Annotated in this window: 23 protein-coding genes; 18 read left to right on the top strand and 5 right to left on the bottom strand. The window is 39.1% G+C overall.

Translation table 11 applies throughout. The features are described from left to right. The first annotated feature begins 17 nt into the window (after positions 1 to 17). The 14 genes from FLJC2902T_RS13400 (at position 18) to ftsY (ending at position 14,715) form a co-directional block, all read left to right on the top strand. Complete coding sequence (locus FLJC2902T_RS13400) at positions 18 to 1,844, top strand: cytochrome-c peroxidase (RefSeq protein WP_035678874.1); 1,827 nt, start codon at positions 18 to 20, stop codon at positions 1,842 to 1,844. A gap of 137 nt (positions 1,845 to 1,981) precedes the next feature. Beyond that, positions 1,982 to 4,282, top strand: a complete 2,301-nt coding sequence (locus tag FLJC2902T_RS13395; RefSeq protein ID WP_023580344.1) for an alkaline phosphatase PhoX — start codon at positions 1,982 to 1,984, stop codon at positions 4,280 to 4,282. A 63-nt stretch (positions 4,283 to 4,345) separates the two neighbouring features. After that, positions 4,346 to 5,254 carry a leucine-rich repeat domain-containing protein gene (locus tag FLJC2902T_RS13390; protein WP_023580343.1) on the top strand — a complete coding sequence of 303 codons (909 nt, stop codon included), beginning with the start codon at positions 4,346 to 4,348 and terminating at the stop codon, positions 5,252 to 5,254. 51 nt (positions 5,255 to 5,305) lie between these two features. Further along, positions 5,306 to 6,463, top strand: a complete 1,158-nt coding sequence (locus tag FLJC2902T_RS13385; protein WP_023580342.1) for a glycosyltransferase family 2 protein — start codon at positions 5,306 to 5,308, stop codon at positions 6,461 to 6,463. 134 nt (positions 6,464 to 6,597) lie between these two features. Beyond that, complete coding sequence (locus tag FLJC2902T_RS13380) at positions 6,598 to 7,893, top strand: dihydrolipoamide acetyltransferase family protein (protein ID WP_023580341.1); 1,296 nt, start codon at positions 6,598 to 6,600, stop codon at positions 7,891 to 7,893. Between the two features lie 122 nt (positions 7,894 to 8,015). Beyond that, on the top strand, positions 8,016 to 9,578 hold the full coding sequence (locus tag FLJC2902T_RS13375) for a T9SS type A sorting domain-containing protein (protein ID WP_023580340.1): 1,563 nt from the start codon (positions 8,016 to 8,018) through the stop codon (positions 9,576 to 9,578). A 97-nt stretch (positions 9,579 to 9,675) separates the two neighbouring features. Continuing rightward, positions 9,676 to 10,452 carry a 3'-5' exonuclease gene (locus FLJC2902T_RS13370; protein ID WP_023580339.1) on the top strand — a complete coding sequence of 259 codons (777 nt, stop codon included), beginning with the start codon at positions 9,676 to 9,678 and terminating at the stop codon, positions 10,450 to 10,452. A 41-nt stretch (positions 10,453 to 10,493) separates the two neighbouring features. After that, positions 10,494 to 11,105 carry a fumarylacetoacetate hydrolase family protein gene (locus tag FLJC2902T_RS13365; RefSeq protein ID WP_023580338.1) on the top strand — a complete coding sequence of 204 codons (612 nt, stop codon included), beginning with the start codon at positions 10,494 to 10,496 and terminating at the stop codon, positions 11,103 to 11,105. Next, positions 11,106 to 11,450: an Hpt domain-containing protein gene (locus FLJC2902T_RS13360; RefSeq protein WP_023580337.1), complete on the top strand. Its 345-nt coding sequence runs from the start codon at positions 11,106 to 11,108 to the stop codon at positions 11,448 to 11,450. Between the two features lie 124 nt (positions 11,451 to 11,574). Next, positions 11,575 to 12,822, top strand: coding sequence for a competence/damage-inducible protein A (locus FLJC2902T_RS13355; RefSeq protein WP_023580336.1), 1,248 nt, complete (start codon positions 11,575 to 11,577; stop codon positions 12,820 to 12,822). Between the two features lie 79 nt (positions 12,823 to 12,901). Continuing rightward, on the top strand, positions 12,902 to 13,138 hold the full coding sequence (gene rpmB, locus FLJC2902T_RS13350) for a 50S ribosomal protein L28 (protein WP_023577072.1): 237 nt from the start codon (positions 12,902 to 12,904) through the stop codon (positions 13,136 to 13,138). A gap of 27 nt (positions 13,139 to 13,165) precedes the next feature. After that, positions 13,166 to 13,348: a 50S ribosomal protein L33 gene (gene rpmG / locus FLJC2902T_RS13345; protein ID WP_008253902.1), complete on the top strand. Its 183-nt coding sequence runs from the start codon at positions 13,166 to 13,168 to the stop codon at positions 13,346 to 13,348. A gap of 9 nt (positions 13,349 to 13,357) precedes the next feature. After that, the gene (locus tag FLJC2902T_RS16090) at positions 13,358 to 13,510 is read left to right on the top strand and encodes a DUF4295 domain-containing protein (RefSeq protein WP_023570098.1); all 153 of its coding nucleotides are present in this window, start codon (positions 13,358 to 13,360) and stop codon (positions 13,508 to 13,510) included. 251 nt (positions 13,511 to 13,761) lie between these two features. Next, the gene (gene ftsY / locus FLJC2902T_RS13340) at positions 13,762 to 14,715 is read left to right on the top strand and encodes a signal recognition particle-docking protein FtsY (RefSeq protein ID WP_023580334.1); all 954 of its coding nucleotides are present in this window, start codon (positions 13,762 to 13,764) and stop codon (positions 14,713 to 14,715) included. A 203-nt stretch (positions 14,716 to 14,918) separates the two neighbouring features. Here ftsY and FLJC2902T_RS13330 read toward each other — a convergent pair whose 3' ends face one another. Then, the gene (locus FLJC2902T_RS13330) at positions 14,919 to 16,022 is read right to left on the bottom strand and encodes a serine hydrolase domain-containing protein (RefSeq protein ID WP_023580333.1); all 1,104 of its coding nucleotides are present in this window, start codon (positions 16,020 to 16,022) and stop codon (positions 14,919 to 14,921) included. Positions 16,023 to 16,125: 103 nt separating this feature from the next. On the opposite strand from FLJC2902T_RS13330, the gene FLJC2902T_RS13325 reads away from it, so the two are divergent. The 4 genes from FLJC2902T_RS13325 (at position 16,126) to FLJC2902T_RS13310 (ending at position 19,916) form a co-directional block, all read left to right on the top strand. Then, complete coding sequence (locus FLJC2902T_RS13325; RefSeq protein WP_023580332.1) at positions 16,126 to 16,545, top strand: hypothetical protein; 420 nt, start codon at positions 16,126 to 16,128, stop codon at positions 16,543 to 16,545. Further along, entirely contained in the window at positions 16,545 to 16,841 is a 297-nt protein-coding gene (locus tag FLJC2902T_RS13320; protein ID WP_035678776.1) for a DUF721 domain-containing protein, read from the top strand. The genes FLJC2902T_RS13325 and FLJC2902T_RS13320 overlap by 1 nt, the downstream gene beginning before the upstream one ends. A gap of 109 nt (positions 16,842 to 16,950) precedes the next feature. Further along, complete coding sequence (locus FLJC2902T_RS13315) at positions 16,951 to 19,344, top strand: TonB-dependent receptor (protein WP_035678773.1); 2,394 nt, start codon at positions 16,951 to 16,953, stop codon at positions 19,342 to 19,344. A 20-nt stretch (positions 19,345 to 19,364) separates the two neighbouring features. After that, a complete protein-coding gene (locus tag FLJC2902T_RS13310) occupies positions 19,365 to 19,916 on the top strand; it encodes a PepSY-associated TM helix domain-containing protein (RefSeq protein ID WP_023580330.1) in 552 nt (183 codons plus the stop codon). Between the two features lie 79 nt (positions 19,917 to 19,995). Here the strand turns inward: FLJC2902T_RS13310 and FLJC2902T_RS13305 are convergent, their stop codons facing one another. The 4 genes from FLJC2902T_RS13305 to FLJC2902T_RS13290 all read right to left on the bottom strand — a co-directional run bounded on the left by FLJC2902T_RS13305 (position 19,996) and on the right by FLJC2902T_RS13290 (position 26,601). Next, positions 19,996 to 20,415: a nucleoside-diphosphate kinase gene (locus FLJC2902T_RS13305; protein WP_023580329.1), complete on the bottom strand. Its 420-nt coding sequence runs from the start codon at positions 20,413 to 20,415 to the stop codon at positions 19,996 to 19,998. Positions 20,416 to 20,486: 71 nt separating this feature from the next. Then, positions 20,487 to 21,320, bottom strand: coding sequence for a formylglycine-generating enzyme family protein (locus FLJC2902T_RS13300; RefSeq protein ID WP_162147692.1), 834 nt, complete (start codon positions 21,318 to 21,320; stop codon positions 20,487 to 20,489). 141 nt (positions 21,321 to 21,461) lie between these two features. After that, positions 21,462 to 23,051: a bacillithiol biosynthesis cysteine-adding enzyme BshC gene (bshC, locus tag FLJC2902T_RS13295; protein ID WP_023580327.1), complete on the bottom strand. Its 1,590-nt coding sequence runs from the start codon at positions 23,049 to 23,051 to the stop codon at positions 21,462 to 21,464. Between the two features lie 79 nt (positions 23,052 to 23,130). After that, the gene (locus FLJC2902T_RS13290) at positions 23,131 to 26,601 is read right to left on the bottom strand and encodes a T9SS type B sorting domain-containing protein (RefSeq protein ID WP_155958912.1); all 3,471 of its coding nucleotides are present in this window, start codon (positions 26,599 to 26,601) and stop codon (positions 23,131 to 23,133) included. Between the last annotated feature and the right edge of the window lie 183 nt (positions 26,602 to 26,784).

Genomic DNA, 26,784 nt, shown 5'->3' with positions numbered 1-26,784 from the left:
AAAAGCGATTTATGTTTATGAAGAAAAACAGCATCATAATAATGCTGCTTTGTTTATCTCTTATGGTTCTCTTTTCGTTTACCCATAAAGGTTACAGCACCAACGAGGAATATGTTGTCAATCAATTAGCGAATTTGAATAGGGCTTTTGAGACATTAGACAAAGCGGCTGAAAATTTTAAATCGGATAAAATAAACGAAGAAACACTTCAGAAAATTTTTCTGGAAACAAGGGAGCAATATAAAAAGACGGAGTTCTTTCTGGCGTTTTATCATCCGGAGTATGTAAACAGTCACATTAACGGAGCGCCGTTGTTGCATATTGAAAAGGAAAATTCCAATCCGTTTGTAGTGGAACCGGAAGGGCTGCAGGTGTTGGACGAACTTGTTTTTTCCGAGGAAGTGCAGGATAAAAAATATGAGATCGCCTCATTATCCAAAAAACTGAGGAACAGTTATTCATTGCTTTATGCGAAGATAGGAACTCAAATTCCGGATACAAAATACAGTTTGGTGGCGATGCGATTGCAATTGGTTCGTTTGTTTTCGATGGGAATAACCGGTTTTGATACTCCGGGTTCCGTAAATGCAATTCCAGATGCTAAAGCTTCCCTGGAAGGAATGCAGGTATATTTTAATCAGTATCATGGGAATGTTTCTAAGCAGGAAGTTGGGGAAGTAAACAAGCTGTTTGAAGGAGCGAAAAGCTTCTTGGCAACAGCTTCGTCATTTGAAAAATTAGATCGGTTCAGTTTGCTTACGCAGTATATTGACCCGTTGTATAAAAGACTCGGGCATTTGCAAGGTGAGATGAATTCAGAATTTTTGGAACAGACAACAGCCTGGAATCCGTCGAGTACGTCACTGTTTTCTGCGGATTTTTTAAATCCCTACTATTACACACTGCTCAAAAAAGAAGAAGATAATACCAAACTTAGCGCTTTGGGAAAAACACTGTTTTATGATCCCATAATCAGTAATGAAGGAAAAATGAGCTGTGTTTCCTGTCATCAGCCGGAAAAAAGGTTTGCCGATGGTGCGCCGAAATCTTTAAGCAGTATCAAAGGAAAAACGGTATTGCGTAATTCACCTACGCTTTTAAATTCGGTTTACGCCGATCGTTATTTTTACGATTTAAGGGCTTTTACGTTAGAACAACAAATAGAGCATGTGATTTTCAGCACAGACGAGTTCAATACAGCGTATGAAGTGATTCTGAAAAAATTAAACAATGATGCTAATTACAGCAAACAATTTCAAAACGTTTTCGGTAAAAAAGAAGCCGTCACCCGTGAAAAAGTAGCTAAAGCATTGGCGTCTTATGTACTTTCGCTGCAATCGTTTAACAGTCCGTTTGATCAATATGTCCGCGGGGAACAGAGGGGTATTCCAACAGAGGTGAAAAACGGATTCAACCTTTTTATGGGGAAAGCCAATTGTGCAACCTGTCATTTTGCGCCAACATTCAGCGGTTTGGTGCCTCCGTTGTACACTGAAAATGAAAGTGAGATATTAGGTGTGCCTGAAACGCCAAACGCAAAAATTTTAGATTCCGATGAAGGTAGGTTGCACAATCGGATTGCAAGTGAAAAAGCCTGGATCTATGAAAAATCATTTAAGACAACGACGGTAAGAAATGTTGGGGAGACAGCACCGTATTTTCATAACGGGGCTTATCGGACTTTAGAGGAAGTTGTTGATTTCTATAACAGTGGAGGGGGAAAAGGCCTTGGGTTGTCGGTACAGAACCAAACTCTTTCGGAAGAACCGCTTAATTTATCCGATAAAGAAAAGAAAGAACTTGTTGCTTTTATGAAAGCACTTAGTGACAATTCTATAAAGTAGTGACAGAAGAATTCTTTATTTGATAACGATTAGCTAAAACCGAGAGGTTTATCTTAATTTAATTTTAAAAAAGGCTTAATGCAAATGAAATTTCGAGAGTATAGTTTTGCTGCAAATCAATAAACTATATAACTGTTATGAAAAAAAGCTTACTATTTTTATTTGGCCTGTTCTCCCTGTGGAGTTTTGCGCTAATTAATTTTGAAGGAGTTCATTCTTTCCCAATCGTAGAAACCGAGGAAAAGGAACAGCCTTCAATCGAGAAAAAAAAGGAAACTAAAAACAAGGTAAAGGTCAAGAAGAATACGGTAACGACAGTTCTTCCGGTAGCACAGTACCCTTTGCAGAAAGGCTCTCAGTGGTCTTATTTGGACAACGGATCCGATCAGGGTGCAACCGGCTGGAATCTGACAACTTTTGATAATTCGGCTTGGGCGGCCGGAGCAGCTCCGTTAGGATATGGGGATCCAATGTCAACAGTAATATCATACGGGCCGAGTTCCAGCAATAAATACATCACTTATTATTTTTCAAGAGATATTCAAATAGATTTGAATGCGATTGGTGATGTGGTTGAGTTCGGTTTAAGACGTGATGATGGAGCCATCGTGTATATAAACGGTGTGGAAGTGTTCAGGGATAACATGCCGGCCGGAGCGGTTACGTATTTAACGAATTCGTCTGCCATTATTGATGGTGCCGATGAAAAAAGATACTTTGCAAGATATTTGCCTAAAACGGTTTTTCAAAATGGGGTAAACCGAATTGCTGTAGAAATACACAACCGTGATCAAACCAGTTCCGATATCAGTTTCGATATGTACATACGCGACAAAGCAGCAGATTATGTGTGTGAAGAAGATCATATCGCTTGTTTTACATCTATCGCACCAACCTCACAAACTCCGGTAATGATTATTCCGCAAGAGCATCGTTTTCAAATGTTGTTTAAACAAGGCGGCTCATATATGGATGGTTCCGGTACAATACCCGGAAATCATGATTTTACAGGGTATATTCCATCTGCTGGAGTTACTTCCAGTAGTTTAGGACATCTTTCGATAAATCACGAGAACAATCCCGGGGGCGTTTCCATATTGGATATTCAGTTGAATCAGGATTTGGTAAACCCGCTTTGGACGGTTAATAACTCAAGAAAAGTGGATTTCAGTAATTCCGCTTTAGTGAAAACGGAAAGAAACTGTTCCGGCGGAATCACACCTTGGGGAACAATTATAACTGCCGAGGAATCCACAACTTCCGGGGATGCAAACGGAGACGGGTACCAAGATGTGGGTTGGTTGGTTGAGATTAACCCGGTTACGGCAGCTGTAGTGAATTACGGAAACGCTTCTCATGAAAAATTATGGGCCTTGGGAAGAATGAACCATGAAAATATTGTGGTTTCAGCGGATGGTACAACTGCCTATTACGGTGAAGACGGAGGAACTCATTGTATGTATAAGTTCGTAGCGAATACCCCGAACAATTTAAGTTCAGGTTCTGTTTATGTGTTGAAAATGGATTTGGCATTGTCAAATGATGAACCGAGTTCGGCAACGGCAACTTGGGTACAAGTGCCAAACACAACCCAAGCTGAGCGCAACAATTTGACAGCCGCAGCCGCAGCTTTGGGAGGAACCAATTTTAACGGAGTTGAAGATTGCGAAATCAGTCCGATTGACGGTAGAATTTACTTCACGTCAAAAGGTAAAAACCGAGTATACCGATTCAAAGACAACGGAACCACCATTACAGAATTTGAAACTTTCGTAGGCGGAAAAAGCTATCCGATTACCACCGCTAACGGAGTCGTTACTGAAAACTGGGCTGATGGAAATGACAACTTGGCGTTTGATAATCACGGTAACCTTTGGGTGATACAGGACGGAGGACTGAATTATATTTGGGTGGTACGTCCAAACCATACGCAAAGTGATCCTAAAGTGTTAATTCACTCTTCTATGCCGGCGGGATCAGAACCAACGGGGCTTACGTTTACACCAGATTACAAATACGGTTTCTTTTCCGTACAGCACCCAAGCGGCAGTAATCAGGCACAACAAGACGCAACAAGAGGTAATGTGACGTTTAACGCTTCGGCAGCCTTAGTGTTTTCTAATAAAGACTTTTTAGGTGAGCAGCAGAATTTATCCACAAACCCTGTTACGGAGTTGAGTAACGAAATGCGTGTATATCCAAACCCGACAAAAGGATTGGTAACCTTATCGCTTAACGAAGAAGCCGGTAAAAACGTAAAAATTGAAGTGTTCGACTTTTTAGGGAGAAAAGTATATGCAAAAGACGAACTGACTACCGGAATCAATCAGGAAATAACGGTGGATTTATCGGAGTTCAAAGGAGAGCAATTGTTTGTCATTCAGGTGCAGGCTGGCGATAAAAAGCAAGTTTGTAAAGTGGTGAAAACCGATAATTAATTTGTGTAAAGTTAAACTAAGGTCGGTATGTTTTACTATGCCGGCCTTTTTATTATTTAAATGATGGGAAGAAATTTTTTAATGACAAGTCTGATGTTTTTAGGCTGTTGTGTTGCTGTTGCTCAAGATGCCAATCCCGAAAAACCACTTTTTTTTAGCGTCGAAGAAGCATTGGTTTCCGATAAAAAAGCAACCCAACTGAATTTACGCGATCAATTTCTTTTTGTGGTTCCCAATAATTTGCAGCAGCTTAAGGATTTGGAATTTCTAAATTTGATGAAGAACAATTTGGAAGGGCTGGACAATGAAATTTATACGTTAAAAAAGCTGGAAGTATTGGTGTACAGACAGAACTCGGTGAAGTATCTTTCGAAAGACATAAAAAGGCTGAGCAAATTAAAAAAGCTGGATTTAGCGACAAATAAACTCTCTTTGTTACCGGATGAAATGGGCAAATTAACACAATTACAGTACTTGTATTTATCACTCAATACGATTGTTGCTTTGCCTGAAACTATCGGTTATTGTAAAGATTTATTGTCTTTGGAACTTGATAACAACCAACTCAGTTATTTGCCAAACAGCATTTCCGAACTCAAAAAACTTAAAGTGCTTAACCTGTCTAATAATCAGTTTTATGAATTGGAAAAAGGATGGTTCGTTTTACCGGAACTGAAGGAACTCAAGATGGAATACAACCAATTGTGTTCGTTGCCTAACGACATTCATGAACTCAAAAAGCTGGAAGCATTATTGTTAAATCATAACAGCATTGAAAAGCTTCCGGAAACCATGGTGAAAATGAAAAACCTGAGTTTCTTATCATTGGCAAACAACAATCTGCGACAGCTACCGCAAAACTTAGGGGAATTATCAAAATTAAGAACCCTGATTCTCACCGGAAACCCTATTGATAACGAAGAAAAAGCACGAATCACGACCGAACTGACAAATTGCAAAATCTATTTTTAATACTTTCGGAAGGCAGAAGAGCAATTTAGGATTTTCAACTATATTTGCCTGATGCAACTATCCGTAATCATCCTCAATTACAATGTCCGTCATTTTTTAGAGCAATGCGTTCTGAGTGTTCAGAAAGCATTGGAAAACATCGACGGCGAAATTATTGTAGTTGATAATCTTTCGGTGGACGACAGTTGTGCAATGATGAAACACCGTTTCCCAAACGTAAAACTCATCGAAAACAAAGCTAATCTCGGTTTTCCGAAAGGCAATAATATAGGAGTAGCCGAAGCGACAGGAGAATATATCTGTATTTTAAATCCCGATACCGTTGTTGCTGAAGATACCTTTGAAAAAGTATTGGCTTTCGCAAAATCAGAAACCGATTTGGGAATCGTCGGTTGCAAGCTCGTTGACGGCACTGGAAACTTTCTGCCGGAATGCAAACGCGGTGTTCCTACGCCATGGGTATCAATTACCAAAATTTTCGGACTGTATAAAATCTTTCCTCAATCCGGACTCTTCAATGAATATTACGCTCAGCATTTATCCGAAAATCAAACCGGAAAAGTAGATATTCTGGTGGGCGCTTTTATGGTGATGAAACGCGATTTGTATCTCGAAGTGGGCGGTTTTGACGAAAATTGTTTCATGTATTCGGATGATATTGATTTAAGTTACATGGTTTTGAAATCGGGTAAATCGAATTATTATTTCCACGACACTTCGGTAATACATTATAAAGGTGAAAGCACGGTGCGAGACGGGACCTATATGAAACGTTTTCAGGAAGCGATGCGTTTTTTCTATAAAAAGCATTTTGGAGGCTCGTTTGTTTTTGATGTTTTTATGCGAATCGGAGCCTTTCTGTTTGCCTTACTGAAGAAAACCCAACAACAGCAAATCGTTTATGATATTGATGAATATGTCTTGTTTTCTTCGGATGAAAATCTGAGGATAAAATTGGAAAACATGCTGCAAAAAAAGGTGGTAAGAGCTGATAATATCAACGAAAATTCTTTAATTTCGCAGGCAGATTCAAAGGGAAGGCAATTTGAGATTGTATTGGACAACAACAGTTTTACATTCAAAGAAATTATCGCCTTTCTCGAGAAGAATAAAAATAACGGATTCACCTTTAAAATAATTCCGGACAAAGCTTCTTTTATGATTGGAAGCAACAGCAGTAATGACAGAGGTGAGGTGATTGAGATTTAAAATTTGAATTTGAATAATTCGTAATTTTGAAAAATATAAAAAAATCGTGCAAATTTGTGTAATTCGTGGCTAAGGCTAAAAATATTTACTAATTTTGCAAACGAAAGACGAAAACACAACTTTAGTTTAAAGATATGGCAAAGTTTGAATTGAAATTACCCAAAATGGGAGAAAGTGTTGCTGAAGCAACCGTTACCAACTGGTTAAAACAGGTTGGAGATAAAATTGAAATGGATGAGGCAGTACTTGAAATTGCTACCGATAAAGTGGACAGTGAAGTACCTTCTGAAGTGGCGGGAACACTGGTTGAAATTCTTTTCAATACCGATGATGTGGTACAGGTAGGTCAGACTATCGCCATCATCGAAACCGAAGGCGGTGCAGTGGAAGCTCCAAAAGCAGAAGCAGTTGCAGCTCCGGTTGCAGAAGTGGCAAAAACAGTTGAAGCAGCAAAAGAAACAGCAGCTCCTGCTAATTTTGCGGATTCAGATAAATTCTTCTCTCCATTGGTGAAAAACATTGCTAAAGAAGAAGGGATTTCATTGGCTGAATTAGAGTCAATACAAGGTTCCGGAAAAGACGGCCGTGTCAATAAAGAAGACATCTTAAATTATATTAAAAACAGGGGAAGCCAACCAGCAGCGGTTGCGGCTCCTGTGGCTCAGGCTCCAAAAGCAGCAGCTCCGGAAGTGTCAAAAGCGGCTCCGGTCTCTGTAAATGGTGGAGACGAAATCGTAGAAATGGACAGAATGCGTAAGCTGATTTCCGGATACATGGTGGCTTCGGTACAAACTTCGGCTCACGTACAATCCTTCATTGAAGTGGATGTGACGAACATCGTGAAATGGAGAGATAAAGTGAAAAATGCTTTCGAAAAGAGAGAAGGTGAGAAATTGACTTTCACTCCGATTATGATGGAAGCGGTTGCTAAAGCATTGAAAGATTTCCCGGGAATGAATATTTCGGTTGATGGTGATTACATCATCAAGAAGAAAAATATCAACTTGGGTATGGCAGCAGCGTTGCCAAACGGAAACCTAATCGTGCCGGTAATAAAAAATGCAGACCAATTAAACCTGGTAGGTATGGCAAAAGCGGTAAACGATTTGGGAAGCCGTGCAAAAGCAGGTAAATTAAAACCAGACGATACTCAAGGCGGTACGTATACGGTAACAAACGTGGGGACTTTCGGTTCTGTTTTCGGAACACCGATTATTAACCAGCCGCAAGTGGGAATCTTAGCTTTGGGTGCTATCAGAAAAGTACCTGCAGTTATCGAGACTCCGGAAGGCGATTTTATTGGAATCCGTCAGAAAATGTTCCTGTCGCACTCATACGATCACAGAGTGGTGGACGGTGCATTAGGTGGAAGCTTCGTGAAACGTGTTGCTGAGTACTTAGAAGCGTTTGATGTAAATAGAGATTTCTAAGAAACACACATATAATTCAGTTGTAAAAGGCCTCAGTTTTTGAGGTCTTTTTTTTGTTGTACATATGCGAATTTCACATTTTTTAATTTCGTAAATTAGTGGTTATCAAGAAACTATAAATTATGAATAGCATTACTACTGTTTTTTTGGTTGTCTTTCTCTCTGTTTTTGAAATTGCAGTTGCGCAAGACGGAACCCTTGATGAAGCTTTTGGGGTTCATGGAAGTGTGTTTCCAACTTTTGGGGGATACATGTCGGATTTGAATGCTTTGAAAATAGATTCTGATGATAAAATTATAACCGCAGGCGGAGTGTTCAGTCAAAGTGGTTACTATCAATTTGCTTTGGTAAGATATAAACCGGATGGTTCTTTAGATGAGACATTCGGTGTGGGCGGAAAAGTAATCAGCGATTTTCCAAGAACTACTTTTCTAAAAACAATGCTGATGCAATCGGATGGAAAATTGGTTGTTGGTGCTTATAACTCTGAATACAGCAACGGAGATTATTTTAGAGATTCTTTTTTAATTCGATATAATACCGACGGTACATTGGATACCGGTTTTGGTAATGATGGTATCGTGATTATATCTTCAAATACGATCTTAAATACCATTTCTTTGGTACAGCAACTAGATGGAAAAATTGTCGTTTACAGGTATTCTAATTCAGGATTCCAATTGATAAGGTACAACCCGAATGGAACTTTGGATTCTGATTTCCAGACCAGTGATGTTTTAGGGAATCCATACGAAGGAGTATTGGCATTGCAGCCTGATGGAAAGATAATCCTGGCAGGAAGTATAGAGGTGACAAACGGTAGTGATAATATGATAATCCGATACAATAGTAATGGAACTTTAGATACTACTTTTGGTACAAACGGGGAGATGAGATTCAATGTGGATGACAATGATCAAATAACTTCAGTTAAGATTTTGCCTAACGGGAAAATGCTATTTTGCGGGAAATCGTACCACAATGAATCCGAATATGAATTGTCTTATACGCATACCTTGCTGCAGGTTTTGCCTAATGGAACTTTTGATCCCAATTTCGGAAAAAGAGGTATTCTTATTTTGCCTATAGCATCACGTTCCCTTCAGTTACAGTCGGACGGAAAAATAGTATTGGGAGGTGAAAGGGCGTTTGTGGATTCCCATGGATTTTCCCTGAATCAAATAGGCTTGGTGCGTTGTTTGAGTAATGGGAGTTTTGACACGGCTTTCGGTAACGGAGGTCTTGTTCTTATTCCAAACGATGACTTGGGTGGAAGTAGTTTTGGAAGTTTAATAGGGCTGCAGTCCGATGAAAAAATTGTTGTTGGTTCTGTCTTTTGCGAAGCACATTTTTCGTGTCATCCTTATACTGTTCTGTTGCGATTTAATTCTGAAGATGTATTGATAAACAACGAATTTCAACTTCCGGATAATACTTTTCTTGTTTATCCAAATCCTGTAAAAGAAACCCTGTATTTCGATTTTAATAGTAATCAAGCTGAAACGTTAAGTATCGACTTATACGACAACAGCGGTAGACTGATTTCAAATTTGCTGAAAAATCAAAATTTTCCAACAGGAAACAATTCCCAAAAATTGGATTTACCGTTAACGTTGGCTGAAGGTGTCTATTTTTTAACGATCTCCAACGGAACGAATACAGCAAATATTAAAATTGTTAAGTAAAATAATTGTAAATAAATCAGAACCCGTCAGTATCCGGCGGGTTTTTGTTTTGAAATGATTCTGATTCAACTATATTTGTATCATATAATACAGTATAATGGAATTAAAACTTAACAGGCCTATTTGTTTCTTTGATCTTGAAACCACAGGAATTGATGTGGCCAGAGACCGGATAGTCGAAATTGCAATAGTAAAAATATATCCCAACGGAAATAAGGAAAGTAAAACCTGGCTGGTGAACCCGACCATCCCAATTCCCGCCCAAGCTACCGCGGTACATGGGATATCCAATGAAAAAGTGGCCAACGAGCCGACTTTTAAGGAATTGGCTTCACAGGTTCACAGTATGATTAAAGATTCGGATTTGGCCGGATTTAATTCGGATCGGTTTGATATTCCGCTTTTAGCCGAAGAATTATTGCGTGCCGAAGTCGATTTCGACATGAAAAACCGCGTTTCAGTAGATGTGCAGACGATTTTCCACAAAATGGAAGAAAGAACCCTGAGTGCTGCCTATAAGTTCTATTGTGGAGAAAGTCTTGAAAATGCCCACAGTGCCGAAGCCGATACTTTAGCGACCTACGAAATCCTGAAAGCGCAATTGGAACGTTATCCGGAACTGGAAAACGACATGAAAACCTTATCGGAATTTACCACAAGAAAGAAATCGGTTGATTTTGCCGGATTCATCGCGTTAAATGCGGAGGGGCAGGAGATCTTTACTTTCGGAAAACACAAAGGTGCGTTGGTGGATGAGGTTCTGGAAAAGGAACCGGGGTATTTCGGCTGGATCCAAAACGCCGATTTTCCGCTGTATACCAAAAAAGTGTTAACGGCAATTAAACTCCGAAAACTGAATACAAAACAACAGTAACTTAGTAACTCAGCGACTTAGTAACTTAGCCACTAAAAAAAATGAAGATTATCTGCATCGGTCGGAATTACGCCGACCATATTTCCGAACTGCAAAACGAACGTCCGAGTGAACCGGTGATTTTCATGAAGCCGGACACTGCCATTTTACCGAAACAAACGCCATTTGTGATTCCGGAGTTCAGTAACGATGTACATCACGAAGTGGAGATTCTGGTAAAGATCAGCAAAGTCGGAAAATATATCGATCCAAAATTCGCCCACAAATACTATGATCAAATTGGATTGGGAATTGATTTTACAGCCCGTGATTTGCAAACCGAACTGAAAAGTAAGGGGCTTCCGTGGGAAAAAGCCAAGGCATTTGACCATTCAGCGGTAATAAGTGATTTTTTGCCGAAAAAAGATTTCAGTTCGCTGGAAAATGTTAAATTTGAATTAACCAACAACGGAAAGGTGGTTCAAAGTGGAAATACCAGTCACATGTTATGGAAAATAGACGAACTGATTGCTTATGTTTCACAATATTTTACCCTGAAAACTGGGGATGTTATTTTTACGGGAACACCTGCCGGAGTGGCGAAAGTACAACCGAATGATGTTTTGGAAGGTTTTATAGAAGGACAGCAACTTTTTAAAATACAGGTAAAGTAAATGGCATTACATTATAATTTATCGAAAGTTTACGAAATTTCGGATAACGATACCGAATTCGCACAACAGATTATTACTCTTTTTGTAGAAGAAGTACCTGTGGAATTAAAAGCCATCAAGGAAGGTATCGAAGAAAAAGATTATGCGAAAACCTATGCTTCTTCCCATAAAATAAAACCTACTCTGGATTTGTTGGGAATGGATGCTGCCTATGAAGAGAATCTTCAGATAATGGAATGGACAAAATCAGAAGGCAAAAGAAAAGAGATAAAAGAGGTTTTTAAAAGTTTAAAGGAACATATTGAAAATGCCCTGAAAGAAGTGAAAAAAGACTACAATGTTTAACTTCCGGGGATAAAGCATAAGACTTAAAATCATTAACATTTCCTAATATAATGTTAATGATTTTTTTTCGTTTATTCATGTGTGTAAAGCGTAGTATATTTGATGCTTATCCGCTCAAAAGAAAATGAAAGCAACCATTGTTACCATAGGCGATGAGATACTCATCGGACAAATTATCGATACCAATTCGGGATTTATAGCCAAAGCATTAGATAAGATTGGGATTGGCGTACACGAAATGTTATCCATCACGGATGATAAACAGCATATTCTGGATACGCTGTCAAAACTGCAAAACCAATCGGAGGTTGTTATTATAACCGGCGGATTGGGGCCGACCAAAGACGATATCACCAAAAAAACGTTATGTGATTATTTTGAGGATGAATTGGTTACCGATGAAACCGTTCTGGCGCACGTAACCCAACTGATTGAAGGGTATTTTAAGCGACCGATCACACAACTTAACAAAGATCAGGCTTTGGTGCCTTCAAAATGTACCGTATTGTTTAATTCGGTAGGAACTGCTCCGGGCATGTGGATGGAAAAAGAAAATACCGTTTTTATTTCCTTACCGGGTGTGCCGTTTGAAATGAAACATCTGATTGAAAACGAAGTGATTCCAAGGCTTGTGACCAAGTTTGACCGACCTTACATTGTTCATAAAACCATTCGTACCTACGGAATCGGCGAAAGCTTGCTAGCTGAAAAAATCGAATCCTGGGAAGATAATTTACCGGAATTCATAAAACTGGCCTACTTGCCCAATGCAGGTCAGGTGCGTTTGCGACTTTCCGCCCGCGGAACCAACGAAGTGCTTTTGTATAAAGCAATTGCTGATGAGGTGGTGAAATTGGATGAAATCATTCGTGAGGCAATTATCGGCTACGATGATGATGAAAGTATCGAAGTGGTTTTAGGAAGATTATTCACAGAGAAAGGGCTTACAATTTCAACGGCAGAAAGCTGTACCGGAGGAAAAATAGCGGCCACTTTAACCTCGGTTTCGGGTTCGTCGAATTATTTTAAGGGCAGTGTGGTGAGTTATGCCACCGAAACGAAGGTGAATGTGTTAGGGATTTCCCAAGAAACAATCGACATCTATTCGGTCGTAAGTAAGGAAGTTGCCGAAGCGATGGCGCTCAATATTCAAAAAATAATGAAAACCGATTATGCAATCGCGACCACCGGAAATGCCGGTCCGAATAAGGGTGAAGCCGATGCGGAAGTGGGGACTGTAATCGTCGCAATGGCGACTCCCAAAGGCGTAGAGAGTGAAGAATTTAACTTCGGGCAACCCCGTGAAAAAGTGATAGACAGGGCCGTCAACAAAGCTCTGGAAAAAATTTATCAAGAAATTTTAAAAAACTAATTGAAATAGTTTGTGAAATAGGTTTCTTTTTTGTTTCTTTGCACCCTGATTTTGAATAACGAATATAAAGATAAGTACAATGTCAAGAGTTTGTGAACTTACAGGTAAGAGAGCAATGGTTGGAAACAATGTTTCTCATGCTATGAATAAAACTAAAAGAAAATTTAGTGTAAACTTAGTTAAGAAACGTTTCTACATTCCTGAAGAAGACAGATGGATAACTTTAAAGATATCTACATCTGCTTTAAAAACGATTAATAAGAATGGTATCGCTGCAGTTTTGAAAGAAGCTAAAGCTAACGGATTTGTTAAATAATTCCGTAACCTTAAATAATATATCACGATGGCAAAGAAAGGTAATAGAATTCAGGTAATTTTAGAATGTACTGAGCACAAGACTTCTGGTGTACCAGGAACATCTCGTTACATTACGACTAAAAACAAAAAGAATACTCCGGACAGATTAGAGATTAAAAAATTTAATCCAATCTTAAAAAGAGTAACTGTTCATAAAGAAATTAAATAATAGTAAGTCATGGCAAAGAAAACCGTTGCAACATTACAGACAGCTTCAAAAAGATTGACTAAAGCTATCAAGATGGTAAAATCACCAAAAACAGGTGCTTATACTTTCGTTGAGTCAGTAATGTCTCCAGAAGAAGTGGATGCTTTCTTAAGTAAGAAATAATTCCGTTATACAATATATAGAAAAGCTACTTTCATACGGAAGTAGCTTTTTTATTTTTATATTTGCTGAAGTTTGGAGCCAATCGTTTGGGCTTTCTTTAATGGTAATTCCTGCTGTACGTTGCAATCTTTTTATTGTGGTCTTGGCTAAAGCCAGCCCACAATAAAAAGGATTTCCACTGCCATCAGGGCTAAGGAAAACAAAAAGGCTTCTATTCAGGCATAATTCATAACATGTAATTCATATTTAGAATGAATTTTTTTAAAAAAATATTTTCATCCGAAAAGAAAGAAACCTTAGACAAAGGTCTTGAAAAGTCAAAAACTTCTTTTTTCTCTAAGTTAACCAAAGCGGTTGCAGGGAAATCAAAAGTAGACGATGAGGTGTTGGACAACCTGGAGGAAATCTTAGTAGCCTCCGACGTAGGTGTAAACACAACCCTGAAAATCATCGAACGCATCGAAGAACGCGTGTCCAAAGACAAATACTTAGGAACCGACGAACTTAACGGCATTCTTCGTGAGGAAATCGCAGGTCTGTTATCGGAAACCAATTCCGGAGAAGCCACCGAGTTCGAAATCCCAGCCAACAAAAAGCCCTACGTAATCATGGTAGTTGGTGTAAACGGCGTTGGAAAGACAACCACTATTGGGAAATTAGCGTACCAATTCAAAAAAGCAGGTCACAGTGTTGTTCTTGGAGCTGCCGACACGTTTCGTGCCGCGGCCATCGATCAATTGCAGATTTGGGCAGACCGAGTAGGTGTACCCATCGTTCGTCAGCAAATGGGTAGTGATCCTGCCTCCGTAGCTTTCGATACGTTACAATCCGCAGTGGCGCAAAATGCCGATGTGGTAATTATTGATACCGCAGGACGTTTGCACAATAAAGTGGGATTAATGGCTGAGTTAACCAAAGTAAAACGCGTTATGCAAAAAGTGGTGGAAGATGCGCCACACGATGTTTTATTGGTACTGGACGGTTCTACGGGACAAAACGCCTTCGAACAGGCAAAACAATTCACCGCTGCTACTGAAGTTTCCTGTTTAGCTGTTACCAAACTGGACGGAACCGCAAAAGGCGGAGTGGTAATCGGAATCTCCGATCAGTTCCAGATTCCGGTGAAATACATCGGAGTAGGGGAAGGTATCGAAGATTTACAGGTATTCAATAAATACGAGTTTGTAGATTCCTTCTTTAAATAAAAGGCTGACATGAATAAAGTAATTGATTTTTTCAGAAACGCATCACCAATTAAAATTATTCTGATTACGTTTTTAATTAGTTTTGTTTCGATATTTCTTGAAAAACCCTTTCCAAATGCTTTTTTGGCATTACGATTAATCAGCTTTATATTGGTTTTATATGCAATAATAAAATTCTTCAGTACAAAATAAAAATAAAGGCGTTATTCATATAACGCCTTTATTTTTTGCCATAGTACTTCATCAAAATCGGAAAGTGCCATATTGGAACCATCAGCCGCATCTCCCATTCGGATTACGACCATCTTCTTAGAAGGCACCACATATATTTTTTGATCGTCTTTTCCTAAAGCACAGTACATATCGGCCGGCGCAGTAGGAATCAGTGAACCGTTAAAGGTTAGTTGTGATTGCGGTAAATGATAAGTTGTTTTTCCGTTCAGCCACCATAAATAACCATACGCCTGATTGATACTTTGTGAAGTAATTGTTGCGCTGTTAAAGTAAGTCGTGTTAATTATCTGTGTTCCGCTCCAGTTGCCGTTATTCAACGCTAACAAACCAAAACGCGCCATGCTTCTGGTGGTACTCATATACACGCTATTGTTGTTGGATTGTACCCATAAACCGGTCATCCCAATCGGATTTTTCAGTTTGGTGTTGAAATAATTGTTCCATGTCTGACCCGTTGCCTGTGCTACAACGTCCTGAAGTTTAACATAAACGTTATCATAAGCCCATCGCGTTCCAGCATCCGCTTTATAGGTTAAACAACCTGGTTCTACACAGTCGTGTAATGTTGCATTGGAGCTGTCGTTAAACGCATCGTCCAAACCTGAAGTCATGGTTAGTAAATGACGATTCGTGATTAAATTCTCTTTCGCTAAAGGTGCCGAAGTCCACCCCGTTCCGATATAATCTGAAACCTTATTATCAATGTTCAAAAAGCCTTCCTGCTGTGCAATTCCGGTTACTGTGGCAGTTAGTGTTTTCCCCGCACTGGCCCAATACCAGTTGGCTGTTGCGCTATGTCCGTTGAAATAATTTTCCATGACAATTCTGCCGTTAACCAGGATGATGAATCCTTTAGTGTGTTTTTCGTTCAGGTACGATTCCAATGGCGCTACAGCAGCCTGGTTCCAACCCAAATCGGTAATACTTTTAGTTTTCCAGGTATCTCCTGTAAGTGGCGGAAAATACATGGTTTCCGGTGTTGGTGTGGGATTGATGTCTGTTTCAGAATCGGAACTGCAACTTATAAAAGAAACAAGAACAAGAAGGAGTATTGGTATAATGAAATTTTTCATCCGTTTTTGGTTTACGCTTCGACTCTAAAATTAGCAAATAGTTTAATCTGTTTTGTTTTTCCTGAATGATTTTTAAAAGTAACTTTGCTGAAATTAAATTCCGATGAGAAAAATTATTGTTGCGGTTATTACTGTCTTATTGTTGGTTGGTTGTAAACAGACCATTGAAGAAAAAGATCTGGCAAAAATAAACGGGTATTGGGAAATTGAAAAGGCCGAATTGCCCGATGGCGGCAAGAAAGAGTATAAAATTAACCCAACGATTGATTTTTTTGAAATCAAGGATAAAAAGGGTTTCAGAAAGAAGGTGGTGCCTCAATTTGACGGGAGCTATCTGATGAATGATCTGTCCGAGAAAATAGTAATTACAAATACGGATGGTGATGCCTTTCTGAATTATACTACCCCATATGCTAAATGGAAAGAAGAAATCATCGAAATTTCCGATGAAAAACTGATTGTGAAAAACGATCAGGATATCGAATACCATTACAAAAAAGCAAAACCTTTTACCGTAAAATAATGGCAAAACGATTCAATGAGGAAAGTCCGATTGGGGATGTTCTAAAGAAATTTATTCAGGATAACCGATTGCAGGCCGGCATGGATAAAATCGACGTGAGGGATGCCTGGAAAAACCTTATGGGTAATGGAGTAAATAATTATACCACCGAAATACTTTTAAAAGGCAGTACACTTTACGTGGCACTTTCTTCCGCGGTTTTGAGGGAAGAATTGAGTTACGGAAAAGCCAAAATCATCAAAATGATCAATGAAGAGCTTCGAAAAGAAGTTGTCACTGATTTGATTTTCAGATAAAAAAATAAAAGATAAAATTATCTTAATTTCATGATAAAAATCATGATTTGTTATGTCCGGCTTATTTAGTTTTGCATTATATTTAATGAATCTAAATAAGTTTAACATAATGAAAAGCCCTATCCAATTTTTATTTGTAATTATATTTTTCTCTTTACAACTTCATGCGCAAAACAACGGAACCATTACTGGGGTAGTTGTTTCTTCAAAAAACACCCCTTTGGAACAGGTGACCGTTACATCCAAAAATTCCGATTTTAGCGGAGTATCGAATTCTGAAGGCAGTTTCAGCATTTCAAACATAAAACCCGGAAAGTGCACACTTGTCGTTTCTCATGTCGGGTTTGTAACTTCATTTATTCAGATTGTGGTAAAGTCTGGTGCAGTAACCGTGGTGCCTAAAATCGTTTTAGTTGAAGCTTCGAATACGTTATCGGAAGTAATCGTTTCCGGAAGCGTAATTAATCGAACGCTGGCCAATGGTAAAGCGGGTATCAAAACAATAGACCTGCCGCAGAGTGTTCAGGTTATCAGTCGTAAAGCGCTGGAACAGCAACAAGTGACACGATTAAGCGATGTCGTCAAAAATGTAAATGGTATTTATGTTGGTTCGGCTCGCGGCGGTGCTCAGGAATCGTTTTGGTCCCGTGGCTATGATATGACTGCCAATAACATGTTTAAAAACGGTTTTCGTTACAATGGCGGATCGATGCCGGAAGTAGCTTCTCTGGAACAGGTGGAAGCCCTGATGGGAAGTTCGGCTTTGTTATTCGGAAATGTTGCGCCTGGAGGAATACTTAATATGGTAACGAAGACGCCAACTTTCACAAGAGGCGGGTCGGTTTCATTTCAGGCAGGGAGTTATGCCTATTACAAACCAACGGTTGATTTTTACGGTCCTTTAAATTCAACGATTGCTTACCGGTTTATCGGGTCTTATGAAAACGCCGAAAGTTTCAGGGACGTTGTTACAAGAGAACGTTTCTATGTAAATCCGTCGGTGCTTTTTAAAGCCGGAAAGAGAACGTATTTTCTGTTGCAGGGAGATTATTTAAGGGATTACTGGACGCCCGATTTCGGAACGGGCGCTATAGGAAGGGAAGTGGTTGACTTACCGCGCAATACTTATTTGGGGGCCAGATGGTCTAACGGTTTGACAACCCAGGCTTCTTTTACAGGGCAGATCAGCTATAAATTTCATAAAAACTGGAAATTCAGTTCCAATACTTCATTTCAGGATTACGGAAGGTCTTCAGAAGGAACTGAACGCATTCAACCGGCTGCTGACGGTACTCTGAACCGTCCCTTGGGAAAAAATAAAAATTCAGAAATCATAGCGGCTCAGCAATTCAATCTTCAGGGAACTTTTAACACAGGTTCTGTAAAGCATCAATTGTCGACCGGAGTTGATACAGACTACTCTTTTACTCAAGGCTATACGTATGTTTATGACCCCGCCAACTACGATACGGTAAATATTTATGATCCGTCAACTTATGAAACCGATCTTGGGATTCCCGATGCGACCAATACTAAAATTGTAAAAACAACCACAAACAGGGTTGGAGTTTATGCCCAGAATCTAATCTCTTTTACCGAAAAAATTAAGTTATTGGCAGGTATTCGCTGGTCTTGGCAGGAGTCTGAGGCAACAACTTACAACTACAAAGCGAATGAATACACTCCTGAAAATGATCCGAATCCAAAAAAAGATCCAAAACGCATTGACGCGGCTTTTTCACCCAAAGTGGGATTGGTCTACCAGCCGGTTGCTAATACTTCGCTATTTGCAAGTTACGCCAATTCATTTACGCCTAATACCGGAGTGGATATTTACAACAATCCGCTTGAGGCTTCTATTATTGATCAATTTGAAGTAGGTGTCAAAAAAGGGTTTTGGAATGGACTTTTAACGGCAAATGTAACCTTGTATCAAATCATCAATAACAATTTGGCTCAAATGGCCGAATTCAAAGCTGATGGAACCAATAACACAGATTCAAACGTTAAAACACTTTCAGGGCAAACCACAAGCAAGGGGATTGAAGTAGGGGTGAATGTCAGACCAATTGAGGGCTTGGACATTGTTACGGGGTACAGTTATAATGATATGCGTTATACCGAAACAAGCGGTTTGCCGGGAAGTTTCATAGAAGGGGATCGCTTGGTGCGAACACCGTCAAATACGGCAAATATGAGTGTTTTCTACACTGTTCCAGTCGGGAAATTCAAAGGGGTTTCGGTTGGAAGTATCGCTAATTATATCGGAGAACGAATCGCAGGTTGGAACAATACCAACGGACAGACCATTCCGGACAGAACCATTCCGCTTGAAGGTTATACTACCATAGACCTTTCGCTGGGATATACGTGGAAACAGTTTTCCGTTTTGTGCCGATTTTCCAACATCACAAACGAACTGAATTACACGGTACACGAGAATTATAGTGTTAATCCGATAGCGCCACGTCAGGTGATGACAACATTGAAATATAAATTTTAAAAACGAAATTTTTAATATAAATGAAGAAACAAAAAAACATCAGGGCCATCCACCGCGATTTGGGATATTTCTATTTGGGTTTGATAATTTCATTTGCCGCATCAGGGGTTTTGATGAATCACCGGGACAGTTGGCATCCTGAAAAATATACCGTTGAAACCAAAGCGATTCAGACTAAAATAGTGCCGGAAGACCAGATTAGTGAGAAATATGCCGAGAATCTGGCAAAGCAAATGGGAGTCGACGATAAATTCAGAAGGGCAAACGTGAAAAAGGGAATGCTAAAGATTTCTTTTGAAAACACCGATGTGGAAATAGATGTAAAATCCGGAAAAGGAGAAATCGTTTCTTTCAAAAAGACACCGATTATAAGTCAGGCCATGAAGTTGCACAAAAATACATCGAACTGGTGGATTTATTATTCTGATATTTTCGGAGTGTCTTTGATTGCCATAGCAGTTACAGGTGCTTTAATGATTTCGGCCGGAAAGCATACCTTTAAACGAAGAGGATGGAAGTTGGCACTGGCCGGAATAGTATTTCCGTTACTTTTCCTATTCTTTTTGGCTTAATATAATAATACCAAATAAAAATCCCGATTCAGCGAATCGGGATTTTTGTATTCAAATCGGTAATTTGAAAATCGTTTTTTTAGAACTGCTCTCTTCCTGCAAAGTGGAACGCTCCTTCAATAGCAGCGTTTTCATCGCTGTCAGATCCGTGAACTGCATTCTCTCCGATAGAAGTAGCATATTTTTTACGGATAGTACCTTCTGCAGCATCAGCAGGGTTAGTAGCTCCGATTAAAGTTCTGAAATCCTCAACAGCATTCTCTTTTTCAAGGATAGCAGCAACAATAGGACCTCTGCTCATGAATTCCACTAATTCTCCGTAGAAAGGTCTTTCACTGTGTACAGCGTAAAATTTCTGTGCATCAGCTACAGTTAACTGAGTTAATTTCATTGAAACGATTCTGAAACCACCTTCAGTAATCATATTTAAAATTCCCCCGATGTGTCCTTTTTCAACCGCATCAGGTTTGATCATTGTAAATGTTCTGTTAGTTGCCATTTCTGTTTTTTTATTTAATTTGGCGCAAAAGTACTGTTTTCTTAACGAAAAACAATTTTGTTAACAGAAAATTATTTGGTAATCGTTCTCACCACCCTGAAGCCAAAAAACTCGTTAGTTGCGTTCGGATTCCAGGTTAATTGGTACGATGGCTCCAGGTATTCCAATTTGCTTGAATCCCACGAACCGCCTCTCACACATCTTTTTTCGCCTCTTTCCGGACCTGCAGGATCTACTTTGGAGTCTATTTTATAATGAACCGAACTGTAATAATCCCAGCACCATTCCCATACATTTCCACTCATGTCAAAAAGTCCCAACTCGTTTGGAAGTTTTGTTCCGAATGCTTTTGGTGCCTTTTCGCTGTTTTTGGCATACCAGGCCACGGATTCCAGATCATTGCCTCCCGAATATTTGTAGTTTTTAGATTTATTACCACCTTTTGCGGCAAATACCCACTCGGCGTCTGTTGGGAGGCGGTATCCGTTGGCTTTGAAGTTGCAGGTGTATTTATCTCCGTTTTTGGTATAAGCCGGTTTTAGGCCATTCTCTTTACTTAACCAATTGCAGTATTGTACGGCTTGTTTCCAGGTAATATTGGTAATCGGATTGTCATCATTCCAACCCCAGGAAGGTCTGGCGGGCATTGCTGTTTTTGTTGATGTTGTGTACTCTTTCCAGTTTGCCACCGTTACTTCATTTTTGCTGATTTCAAACGAGGAAACAGCAACTTCATAATCCGGATTTTTTTCTTTAGAATCGGGTTTTGATGCCACATTAGGTTTCATTTTTACTTTTCCGCCTTCCACCAAAACCATTTTCGGATTCGTAACGCCCATGTTGTAAAATGAGCATAAAAAAAGTGCCAAAGCACTGATACCAAGGACAACGTAATTCTTCTTCATATACATAATATTATTTGTTTTCTAAAATTGTCGTGCGAAAATAACATTTTTTTAACGCCATCTTATATTTTTTTAAAAAAATATAGATAAAATGTTATAAAAAATCGACCAATTACAATTTTAAGAAGAAAAAACGTTCTTTTAAGGTATGATTATTTGAAAAGTATCTGAAAGCGGCTGCAGCTTTTCAAAAATTTCATGAAGAAGTTTGTTACCGTTTTCAAGATAGAATTCGGAGAAATTGGCTTTTCGTTCCTGTAAACTCTGGTTTGGGAAAAGCTCGTTTTGCAGCGTTGAAATTCGAAGCAACTCTTCGCTATGTTTTCTCTTTTCGGCTTTTAAAAGTCTCTTTTCCAAAGCATCCAATCCTTTGATTTGTTTTGTTTCCTGCGCTTTTACGGCACCCAAAAAGGATTTGTCGGTCTGGGCTGCCATATCGTTCAGTTTCTCAAATTGGCGTTTCAGGAATTCTTTCTGTTCTGAAAAATCCAGATTGAGGCCAGAGAACTCCGAAGTTTTTCTATTGAGTAAATCAGTTTGTTTAGAGAATAAATCATTCCAGTTCAGGTTTAATTTATCGGCTTTGCCGGCTTGTTTTTCAGTGGCAAGCAGAACCGAATTCCGCAATAAGAGTATTGGAAACACCATGTTGTAGGCTTCAAACATCGATTTCAGTTCCAGCCAATATGCCAATTCCCCTCCACCACCAATGTAACAGATATTCGGCAGTATCACTTCCTGATATAAAGGACGCAGAATTACATTCGGACTGAATTTCTCAGGGGAATTTTCCAGTTCCGCCAACAGTTCGCTTTCAGAAAAAGTAATTTTAGTGTTGTTGATCTGATAAATTCCGTCTTCAAAAACAATACGCTCTCTTAAATCGTTATCGATATAAAATAAGTTGATTTCCCGTGGGTTGACCTGAACGGTATAGTTTTTAAACTTCTCAATCGTCTCAGAAACTTTTGTATAAGAAGTTTGTTCGGTCAGTTCCTGTTTAACATACGGGATGAACAATTTTTTTAATTCGGCATCATCACCGTCGATAATCACCAATCCCTGTTCTTTAAAAAGTTCATTGGCCAGATAACGCGTAGCATCGGTTAAATTGGAATGTTTTAAATAGGCATTTTTGAATAATTCCCTTAAATACTCGGCATTAGTTCCAACGCCCAATTCTTTTGAAAAGACTTCAAAAACTGCTTCCAGTCCTTCTGTGGAAAGTCTTCCGACAGGACCATTACTTTCACGGTTCCATTGGATTTTTTTGTTTCTGAAATAAAAGTAATTGATCTCCTCAAAATCGTGATCCTCGGTTGCCATCCAATAAACAGGTACAAAATTGAATTCAGGATGTGCTGCTTTTAATTGTTTGGACAGGTTAATGGCAGAAACAATTTTATAGAGAAAATAAAGCGGACCGGTAAACAGATTCAACTGATGACCGGTGGTTATGGTTAGTGTTTTAGGATCTTTTAATAATGCAATGTTCGCTTTGGTCGCTTCAGAAACCTCAAAACCGGAATATTGTTTTTCCAGCGCGGTTACCAACACATTTCGGTTTTCTTCCGGAAAATGGCTTGCTTTTTCCTCCGCCTGAAGCCTGAAATTTTCCAGGGTTGGGAAGCGATGATACAACGACTGTAATTCAGGCTCCTGATTCAAATAATCAACAATAAGTTTTGTAAAATACCCTGAATTCTGATAACTGATACAGTCGGTTGGCATAACGATTTTTTTGGTTCTGCTAAAATAACAAAAATATAGGTAGCTGAATTCGGTTTAACAAAGACTTATTATTTTTGAATTATCGCTTCAACGTAAAATGACCACGGTATTCTTTTCCGTTCTCGCGGGTAACCACAAACCAGTAATCGTTGGCAGGTTGTACTTTTCCGGAACACGTACCATCCCAACCCTGTGAGTTGGCCTCGAGTTTCTTCATCAGTTTTCCGTAACGATCAAAGATTCTGATGGTCAGGTTGGGTTCTTTTTCCGAGAATTTGATTTTCCAGAAATCGTTGTACCCGTCACCGTTCGGAGTGAAAAATTTGGGATGAACGAGTAAATAAACAGCGTCACTTACGGTGCCGCATCCGTGTTTGTCCCTTACAAAAACAGTATGCTCGCCTGGGTTTAAATTACTAAAAGCATTACTGTCCTGATAATGTATACCGTCTAATGAGTATTCGTAATCACCTAATCCGTTTACAATAACTTGTACAGAATTTTCGTCAGAGGTCCAATCGTCAAAATTAATTTGTGTAATTGTAGCCGGATTAGATAAAATGATTTCAAAAGTTTTTGTTGTTGAGCAAGTTACCGAACCGTAATTTTTTGTGACGGTTAATGTATAAAAACCAGGTTGAAAGAAAAATGTCGCAGGAGTGGTCGCTCCGTTTGACCATAGATAAGTATCAAATGATTCGGTTTCCCTAATACGAACGGAATGATGTTCACATAAGTAGTAGAAATCGTTAATAGTGGGCACAGGAGTAGGGATAAGTGTCAGATCTAAATGAGTAACATTTGAGCAGCCAAAACCATCGGTTACCAAAACATAAAGTGTTTTTTGGGCTTCATTAAGAAGGTATTGAGTGCTATTAACGATTAACTCAGAAGCAACATGGTTTTGGGCACCATTTTCCGTTAAATAGTATTCAAAAGTGCAATTAGTTGTATTTGCAATAAAATTTGAATTGAAGTTTGTTAAATCAACACTTTCATTTCCGTTGTTTTGATTGTCGCAAATTAAGATTGCATAATCCGTTAGGGTTGGAATCGGATGATATTGCGAATTAATATGTACCGTAGATGTGCGGCTTACACAGTTTGGATCTCTTTTTACTTTTATGGAAAAACTTGTTCCGCCATTTAAATTACTTAAAGTATTGTCTGTTGTCCAAGTTGTGCCACCATCAAAACTGTAAAAATCTCCAGGTGTTGTTATGGTCAAAGATGCATATTTATCGCATCCGGCTTCATCAATAGTGTATGATGGAGAACTGTTTTCAAATCTTGTCAAATACACATAAACATTTGGAGAAGTACAACCTTGAGCTGTCCGTACTTTAATGACATAACTTCCCGGTGTTAAATTGTTAAACGTGTTTGAGTTTTGCCAGGTTGTTCCACCGTCTATACTGAATTCATCTCCAGGAGAAGTAATAGTGATGCTTCCGGGATTTGAGCAATATGGGGCAATAGTTGTATAGGCAGCTGAAGGTAAAAATTCTCCGCTTAAAACGACATTGTTAAAGTTCGATATACATCCGTTCGCATCACGTGTTCGGATTAAATAGATGCCTAATGCTAAATTAGAAGCAATATTGTTTGTTGTCCAGGTGACACCATCATCAAAACTATATTCTGCAGCTACTGATGTAATCGTAATGCTTCCCGTTCCGTTACAACTGGTTGGATCGGTGCTGCTGTAATGTGGATAGGATGACTGGAACGGAACTATGTTAATCTGGGTATTATAAGAGTAACAGTTATTGATTGTTTTGATTTTTACATTATGAGATCCGACCGGTACGTTTGAAAGTATTGGATTTGTTGACCATGTGACACCTCCATCGAAACTGAATTCTGCAGCGGGAGAAGTTACTTGTATCGTCCCTGTATGCACAGAACAAGTCGGTTGGGTAACCTCGATGGTCGGAGATACGGCTACATTGGAAGGAATAATGGTTACTGAGGCTTCTGATACGCAACCGTCACTATCCGTTATAGAAACACTATAGGTCCCGTTGGTTGTTATTGATGTGCTTTGTGTCGTGGCTCCATTGGACCATAAATAGGACACTCCGGAAGAAGCCGTTAATAGGGTGCTGCCATTACAAACATTTAGAATTCCGGAAATTGTTGCCGCCGGGTTTTTAACTACAAGTGCAAATGCGATTATTTTAAAACAAGTTGGATTTGAAGTAGCTACCCTTGCAAAAAGGGTTGCCGTGTAACTTTCATAATTATTAAAATTTGTAATTGGATTCACATTGTTTGTGGCATCTGAAACTGAAGTAAAATAACTCAGCGTCAATCCGGTCTGTGTTCCGATTAATTGTGAATCAATATTTGTCAGATTGAAGAACTCTTTTCCGTCATCATTGGAGTCACATAGTTTAAGGGTTCCGGTTAGTAAAGTGAAATTACAATCGTTGGTGCAATTCATAAATGAAATGTCCCAGCCGGGATTAGCATCACTGTCAGTTGCAGAATTAAAGTCAGTCCCTGTGCAGTTAGTATCTGTAAGTCCGTAATTAATAGTCACGCTAACATTATAATTAGCTGTTGTGATGTTAGGTAAATTAGTGGCGTCGAGTTGAAAACAAAAGGTTTTATTGACTAAGTCCAGGGAACTTGTAGAGCTCGTAGAATAAACAACGGTATTAGGAGTATTATAAACATTCAATGTAATGCTGTCAATATTAGCAGAAACGCCACCCGAATTCGGAACAGTAAAATGCCCACACACAGAAAGTGGTAAAGTTGGGCAAATTTTGAAAAGCGGATCAAGTTCAATGCTTCCCTGTAAATTTTCATCCGAATGTTGCAAACACAAATCATCAAGATAGGCATAACCGAAATGGGCACCCAATCCGCAACGCGCTGCTGTAAATTCAATAGTGAATTCCTCGTGGTTGGGAATTGATGAAATATCTAAACTTCCTGACTGCCAGTTTAGAGTATAGAGTACAATACTTCCTGCTTCAAAATTTGGACCTTGTGTGAAAATACAATTGCTGGGATCTCCCGTAAGACAGAATTCATCAGCCACTGTTCCGTCATTTCGTATTATTCTGGCTTTAAAAAAAGGTTGTTCATTGATATGTCCCGATGTCTCGATACTTTGTAAAACCACTTTGTAATTGAAAAGAAATTCGGTTTCATTGTTGGTTTTGAAACGTTTGACCTGGGTAACACCGGAAGTAGTGAAAGATTCTTTATGGTTGATTTTAAGAGCGAATTGGTCAAAAGCAGCAATATCACCAATGTATTCGTCTATATGATTTGAAGGAACCGTACCGGCCATTAGTGTTGGGGCTGACGGATCATATTGCGGAATATATTGATTCGCAATGGTAAGAGGAGTGTTGCATTGCGTCGGATTAAAAGGATCCGCTGAAGTATACAGAAAGTTTTTTAAAACATTTGTTCCCGACTGGTTTTCATATTCTTCAAAATTGCTGTTACTGCACAAATGTGTTGGCGTTAAAGCCGCCTTGGAATGTGGGGTTCTCTTGCTGTTAGCCGCTAACTCTTCCTGTCTTTTCAAAAAAAACAATTTACGCTGTACTGAATCAGTAATGATTTTACCGTTGCAATCTTCAATGATTCTGTTTTTGAATAAAGCTTTGTCCGTGACCGGAGCCGTGTTATTTTTTTGCGAAAAAGACAGTAGGGAAAACAAGAAACAGATAAGAAAAAACGAATACTTCACGGGATGCTTTTTTTACAA

The sequence above is a fragment of the Flavobacterium limnosediminis JC2902 genome (genome assembly GCF_000498535.1).
Lineage (GTDB): Bacteria > Bacteroidota > Bacteroidia > Flavobacteriales > Flavobacteriaceae > Flavobacterium > Flavobacterium limnosediminis.
Note: the sequence above shows the minus strand (reverse complement) of the source record. Positions and strands in the feature narration are given on the sequence as shown.

Coding starts and splice junctions, on each gene's coding strand:
- FLJC2902T_RS13370 (WP_023580339.1), top strand. CDS start 9,676: ATGGAATTAAAACTTAACAGGCCTATTTGTTTCTTTGATCTTGAAACC.
- FLJC2902T_RS13325 (WP_023580332.1), top strand. CDS start 16,126: ATGAGAAAAATTATTGTTGCGGTTATTACTGTCTTATTGTTGGTTGGT.
- FLJC2902T_RS13305 (WP_023580329.1), bottom strand. CDS start 20,415: ATGGCAACTAACAGAACATTTACAATGATCAAACCTGATGCGGTTGAA.
- FLJC2902T_RS13300 (WP_162147692.1), bottom strand. CDS start 21,320: ATGAAGAAGAATTACGTTGTCCTTGGTATCAGTGCTTTGGCACTTTTT.
- FLJC2902T_RS13365 (WP_023580338.1), top strand. CDS start 10,494: ATGAAGATTATCTGCATCGGTCGGAATTACGCCGACCATATTTCCGAA.
- FLJC2902T_RS13385 (WP_023580342.1), top strand. CDS start 5,306: ATGCAACTATCCGTAATCATCCTCAATTACAATGTCCGTCATTTTTTA.
- rpmB (WP_023577072.1), top strand. CDS start 12,902: ATGTCAAGAGTTTGTGAACTTACAGGTAAGAGAGCAATGGTTGGAAAC.
- FLJC2902T_RS13400 (WP_035678874.1), top strand. CDS start 18: ATGAAGAAAAACAGCATCATAATAATGCTGCTTTGTTTATCTCTTATG.
- FLJC2902T_RS13355 (WP_023580336.1), top strand. CDS start 11,575: ATGAAAGCAACCATTGTTACCATAGGCGATGAGATACTCATCGGACAA.
- bshC (WP_023580327.1), bottom strand. CDS start 23,051: ATGCCAACCGACTGTATCAGTTATCAGAATTCAGGGTATTTTACAAAA.
- rpmG (WP_008253902.1), top strand. CDS start 13,166: ATGGCAAAGAAAGGTAATAGAATTCAGGTAATTTTAGAATGTACTGAG.
- FLJC2902T_RS13330 (WP_023580333.1), bottom strand. CDS start 16,022: ATGAAAAATTTCATTATACCAATACTCCTTCTTGTTCTTGTTTCTTTT.
- FLJC2902T_RS13315 (WP_035678773.1), top strand. CDS start 16,951: ATGAAAAGCCCTATCCAATTTTTATTTGTAATTATATTTTTCTCTTTA.
- FLJC2902T_RS16090 (WP_023570098.1), top strand. CDS start 13,358: ATGGCAAAGAAAACCGTTGCAACATTACAGACAGCTTCAAAAAGATTG.
- FLJC2902T_RS13360 (WP_023580337.1), top strand. CDS start 11,106: ATGGCATTACATTATAATTTATCGAAAGTTTACGAAATTTCGGATAAC.
- FLJC2902T_RS13310 (WP_023580330.1), top strand. CDS start 19,365: ATGAAGAAACAAAAAAACATCAGGGCCATCCACCGCGATTTGGGATAT.
- FLJC2902T_RS13320 (WP_035678776.1), top strand. CDS start 16,545: ATGGCAAAACGATTCAATGAGGAAAGTCCGATTGGGGATGTTCTAAAG.
- ftsY (WP_023580334.1), top strand. CDS start 13,762: ATGAATTTTTTTAAAAAAATATTTTCATCCGAAAAGAAAGAAACCTTA.
- FLJC2902T_RS13390 (WP_023580343.1), top strand. CDS start 4,346: ATGGGAAGAAATTTTTTAATGACAAGTCTGATGTTTTTAGGCTGTTGT.
- FLJC2902T_RS13375 (WP_023580340.1), top strand. CDS start 8,016: ATGAATAGCATTACTACTGTTTTTTTGGTTGTCTTTCTCTCTGTTTTT.
- FLJC2902T_RS13380 (WP_023580341.1), top strand. CDS start 6,598: ATGGCAAAGTTTGAATTGAAATTACCCAAAATGGGAGAAAGTGTTGCT.
- FLJC2902T_RS13395 (WP_023580344.1), top strand. CDS start 1,982: ATGAAAAAAAGCTTACTATTTTTATTTGGCCTGTTCTCCCTGTGGAGT.